This is a genomic window from Streptomyces xingningensis (assembly GCF_054957865.1).
Genome location: NZ_JBDJPF010000129.1, coordinates 1 through 4617, shown reverse-complemented (window position 1 = coordinate 4617; position 4617 = coordinate 1). Strand labels below are relative to the sequence as shown.

At 70.0% G+C, this 4617-nt stretch carries 4 protein-coding genes and 1 pseudogene; 3 read left to right on the top strand and 2 right to left on the bottom strand.

Annotation, left to right across the window (positions count from 1 at the left end; all coding sequences use genetic code 11):
- Positions 1-91: 91 nt before the first annotated feature.
- Complete coding sequence (locus tag ABCR83_RS32165; protein WP_462698798.1) at positions 92-523, top strand: hypothetical protein; 432 nt, start codon at positions 92-94, stop codon at positions 521-523.
- A gap of 126 nt (positions 524-649) precedes the next feature.
- Here the strand turns inward: ABCR83_RS32165 and ABCR83_RS32160 are convergent.
- Positions 650-1345: pseudogene (locus ABCR83_RS32160) on the bottom strand (polyphosphate polymerase domain-containing protein); the annotation flags it as partial.
- The gene (locus ABCR83_RS32155) at positions 1342-1962 is read right to left on the bottom strand and encodes a DUF4956 domain-containing protein (protein ID WP_462698797.1); all 621 of its coding nucleotides are present in this window, start codon (positions 1960-1962) and stop codon (positions 1342-1344) included. The gene ABCR83_RS32155 and the pseudogene ABCR83_RS32160, both read right to left, overlap by 4 nt.
- Positions 1963-2151: 189 nt before the next feature.
- Between ABCR83_RS32155 and ABCR83_RS32150 the strand changes: the two genes are divergently transcribed.
- Together ABCR83_RS32150 and ABCR83_RS32145 are read left to right on the top strand one after the other, a co-directional pair.
- The gene (locus ABCR83_RS32150) at positions 2152-2715 is read left to right on the top strand and encodes a PadR family transcriptional regulator (protein ID WP_462698796.1); all 564 of its coding nucleotides are present in this window, start codon (positions 2152-2154) and stop codon (positions 2713-2715) included.
- Between the two features lie 83 nt (positions 2716-2798).
- Entirely contained in the window at positions 2799-4538 is a 1740-nt protein-coding gene (locus ABCR83_RS32145; protein ID WP_462698795.1) for an acyl-CoA dehydrogenase family protein, read from the top strand.
- Positions 4539-4617 lie beyond the last annotated feature (79 nt).

Genomic DNA, 4617 nt, shown 5'->3' with positions numbered 1-4617 from the left:
TGCTCCGCAGGAGTCCGATTCCTCCCCCGCCTGAAGGCGGGGGTCTCCTCGGAGGTATCCGATGAACGCCAACATCTACGGCTCCTCGCGCATGGCCTACTCGCTCACCGTGCGCGGCCAGGGCCCAAGGGCCCTCGGCAAGGTCTCCCACCGCGTCCCGCGCCGCGCGGTGCTCGCCTCGTCCGCGTTCGGCTTCTGCACCGTACTGCTGTCGTACTGGTGGCCCACCACCGTCTTCGCCTGGCTGCTCAACATGGTCGGCGGGGTCGTGCTGATCGTATGGGGCTTCATCGCCGCCGCACAGCTGCTGCTGCGCCGCCGGCTGGAACGCGAGGCGCCCGGGAAGCTCGTGGTGCGGATGTGGGGCTTCCCCTGGCTGAGCTGGGTGACGCTGGCCGGAGTGGGCGGAGTGCTGGTGCTGATGACCCTCGACTCCGGCACCCGGGTGCAGCTGTACTTCACCGGCGGCCTCGCCCTCGCCCTGGCACTGACCGGCCGGCTGCGCCGGCGCGGAGCACGCTGAGCCTTCCGGAGCGCCGAACGCCCTCCGTGCCGCGCGGCGCCAGCGGTTGGCGGGGAGGGCGGGGCGCAGGGCCGCGAGGGCGCCGCAGTACTTGGTGAAGATCGCCGGGCGCATCCCCCAGGAGTGCAACAGCCGGTCCGCGTCGGTGAGATGACTGGTGGTCTTTGTCTCGACGAGGACCAGGCCTGCGTCGCAGCGCACGGTCCGGCCCGTGCGCAGGTCGTCGCAGACCAGCGCGGCGTCGCAGGTGATGCGCTCGCCGTCCGCCACCAGGGTGGTGCGCAGATAGCCGGTGCTGAGCGAAGGGGCCAGCGCCGCCGGGGAGCCGATGCCGTAGGCGCGTGCCAAGGTGTCGGCGAGGAAGGCCCGGTGACCGGGGTCGAGCGGGGTGTCGGTGCCGGTCAGGGGGCGACGGTGTTTTACGGTGTCGCCGCGCCGCCCCTTGAGCTTGATCTCGAATTGCCGCTCCCCGGAGTCCTCGTAGACCCGCTCGCGGATCTTGAAGCGGAGTCTGCGGCCCTGGCGGTGATCGTGGAAGGTACGGAGCCCCGGGGTGTCGTAGTAGACGGAGTGGTAGCGGAAGGTGCGTCGGCCGCCGATCGTCAGGGCCCGGAAGGGACCGCCGGGGCGCCGGGGGTCCGTCAGGCGCTCGGCCAGCCGCAGGAAGACCGCCGCGGGGACGAGATAGCTGCGGTCGAAGCGGGCGAGGAGTTCGGCTCGTTCGTTGAGTTCGGCCAGGGAGACGGGGGCGGCGGCGTGGGCGGCGGTGCGGATGCCCTGGACGGCCGCCGGCTCCGGCAAGGGCCCCGCGACGGCGGTCACACGGACTCCCGGACGGGCGTGGCGGGGAGCGTGCCGCGGGAGTTCCGGTCCGGCTCCGGCAGGGGCTCGCGGTAGCGGACGTCCACGACGGTGAGGTCGCGGACGAAGTCGACCTCCACGACCGTCCAGTGGAGGGGCTCGCCCAGCCGCCGTGCGAGATCGGCACGCAGGGCGGCCGGATCCTCGTGCACGGCGTCCAGCGTGACCAGGGTGCGACGGGAGCGGGCCAGCAGCCGGGGGTGGTCGGCCGCGTGGACGACCAGCAGCAGGACGGAGCACAGCCCGGCGGTCAGGGCGAACGCCAGGTGCGGCAGTCCGCAGAGCAGACCGAGGACCAGGGTGGTGAAGTAGTACGCGACCTCCTCGTGCTGGACGGCGTCGGAACGGAGCCTGACGATGGACAGCACCCCGAAGAGGCCGAGGCCCAGCGATGTGCCGCCGCGGCCGCCCACCGCGGCGAGGGCGTAGACCACGGCGAACAGGCCGATGTTCAGGGCCAGACAGGCCGGGACGAGGTCGCGGCGCCGGTGCCGTGGGTAGTAGATCCGAAAGGTCAGCAGGCAGACGGCCGCGAGGTCGAGTCCCAGATGGGCGGCGAGGTGCCGCGGAGTGTCCATGGTGATCCCCCGGTGCGTTCGTTCTCGGTGAGGTGTGGAACGGGCACAGACCATAGGCGAATACCTGGTGAACGTGTGTTTGGCTGTGGAGAAACGATGCGTCGGTGCACTCGACTCACCGGGTGAGCCGTGTCTCACCCGGGCGGTACGGCTTGTCTATGAAACGAGTTGCATAGCAGGATTCGGGGCATGGCGCTCGAACATGCGATCCTCGTCTCCCTGCTGGAGAAGCCCGGCTCCGGTTATGAGCTGGCCCGGCGGTTCGAGCGGTCCATCGGTCACTTCTGGACCGCCACTCATCAGCAGATCTACCGCGTCCTCAAGCGGATGGAGGGCGATGGCTGGATCGACGTTCGCGAGGTGCCGCAGCAGGGCCGGCCGGACAAGAGGGAGTACTCCGTGGCCGCCCCGGGGCGGACGGCCCTCTCCCATTGGCTGCACGAACCGGTCGAACCCGAGAGCATCCGGCACGACCTCGCCGTGAAGATCCGGGGTGCGGCCTTCGACGACCCGGCCGCGCTGATCCGGGAGGTCGAACGCCACCACCGGGCGCACACCGACCGGCTCGCGCACTACCTCGCGGGGGAGCTCCGTGACTTCACCGGACCCCAGGCTCCCGGGACGCCCGACGCCGGGAGGGAACTGCAACACGTCGTACTGCGCGGCGGCATCGCCTATGAGCGGATGACGCTCGGCTGGCTCGATGACGTACTCGCCACCCTCCACCGGATCCGCTCCGAGTCCGAGCGCTGACCCGGCGCCGATGAGCCACTCGTCGCACACATCCGCAACCCTCACCTCTCACCTCTCAACTCTCAAGCCGGAAAGGCGAATCCATGGCCGACCCGCTGCTGTTCAACCCGCGCACCTACGACCCGGCGCACTTCGACCCCGAGACCCGCAGGCTGCTGCGCGCCACCGTCGACTGGTTCGAGGGGCGCGGCAAGCGCAAGCTGACCGAGGACTACCGCTCCCGTGCCTGGCCGGCGGACTTCCTCGCGTTCTCCGCCAGGGAAGGGCTGTTCGCGACCTTCCTCACCCCGGCCTCCGCCACCGGCAGGCCGCAGGCCGCCACCGGCCAGGAGAACAGGCGCTGGGACACCGCCCGGATCGCCGCGCTCAACGAGATCTTCGGCTTCTACGGCCTCGACTACTGGTATGCGTGGCAGGTCACCATCCTCGGCCTCGGCCCGGTCTGGCAGAGCGACAACACCACCGCCCGCAACCGCGCGGCGGAACTCCTCTCCCAGGGTGAGGTGTTCGCCTTCGGCCTGTCCGAGAAGACCCACGGTGCCGACATCTACTCCACCGACCTGCTGCTGGAGCCCGACGGCCATGGCGGCTTCCGGGCCAACGGCTCCAAGTACTACATCGGCAATGGCAATGCCGCCGGATTCGTCTCGGTCTTCGGCCGTCGCACCGACATCGAGGGGCCCGACGGCTATGTCTTCTTCGCCGCCGACAGCCGTCACCCGGCGTACCACCTCGTGAAGAACGTCGTCGACTCCTCGAAGTATGTCAGCGAGTTCCGTCTCGACGACTACCCGGTCGGGCCCGACGACGTGCTGCACACCGGCCGCGCCGCCTTCGACGCCGCCCTCAACACGGTCAACGTCGGCAAGTTCAACCTCTGCACCGCCTCGATAGGCATCTGCGAGCACGCGATGTACGAGGCCGTCACCCACGCGCACCACCGCATCCTCTACGGCCGCCCCGTGACCGCGTTCCCCCATGTGCGCCGCGAACTCACCGACGCGTACGTCCGCCTCGTCGGCATGAAGCTGTTCAGCGACCGTGCCGTCGACTACTTCCGCTCGGCCGGCCCCGACGACCGCCGCTACCTGCTCTTCAACCCCATGACGAAGATGAAGGTGACCACGGAGGGCGAGAAGGTCATCGACCTGATGTGGGACGTCATCGCCGCCAAGGGCTTCGAGAAGGACACCTACTTCGCCCAGGCCGCCACCGAGATCCGGGGACTGCCCAAGCTGGAGGGCACGGTCCATGTCAACCTCGCGCTGATTCTCAAGTTCCTGCGCAACCACCTGCTGCACCCCGCCGAGTACGCGCCGGTGCCGACCCGTCTGGACGCGGCCGACGACGCGTTCCTCTTCCGCCAGGGACCGGCTCGCGGCCTCGGCTCCGTACGGTTCCACGACTGGCGCACCGCCTACGACGCGTACCCCCAGGTGGCCAACGTCGGCCGCTTCCGGGAGCAGGCGGACGCGCTGTGCGCGTTCGCCACCACCGCGGCCCCCGACGAGGAGCAGAGCCGTGACCTCGATCTTCTCCTCGCCGTCGGCCAGTTGTTCGCGCTGGTCGTACACGGCCAGCTGATCCTTGAACAGGCGCGCCTGACCAGACTCGACGAGGACGTGCTCGACGAACTGTTCGCCGTCCTCGTCCGCGACTTCTCCGCGCACGCCGTCGAACTGCACGGCAAGGACTCCGCCACCGCGGAACAGCAGCGCTGGGCGCTCGGGGCGGTCCGCCGCCCGGTCGCCGACGCCGCCCGCTCGACGCGGGTCTGGGAGCGCGTCGAGGCGCTGGCCGGGGCGTACGAGATGGCGCCGTAACACCGAGGCGGGGCCCGGACCGGGAGGGGACCCTGTTGGTTAATCCGGGCCTTGCTGTTTCGCCCCGTCGATCTTCTGG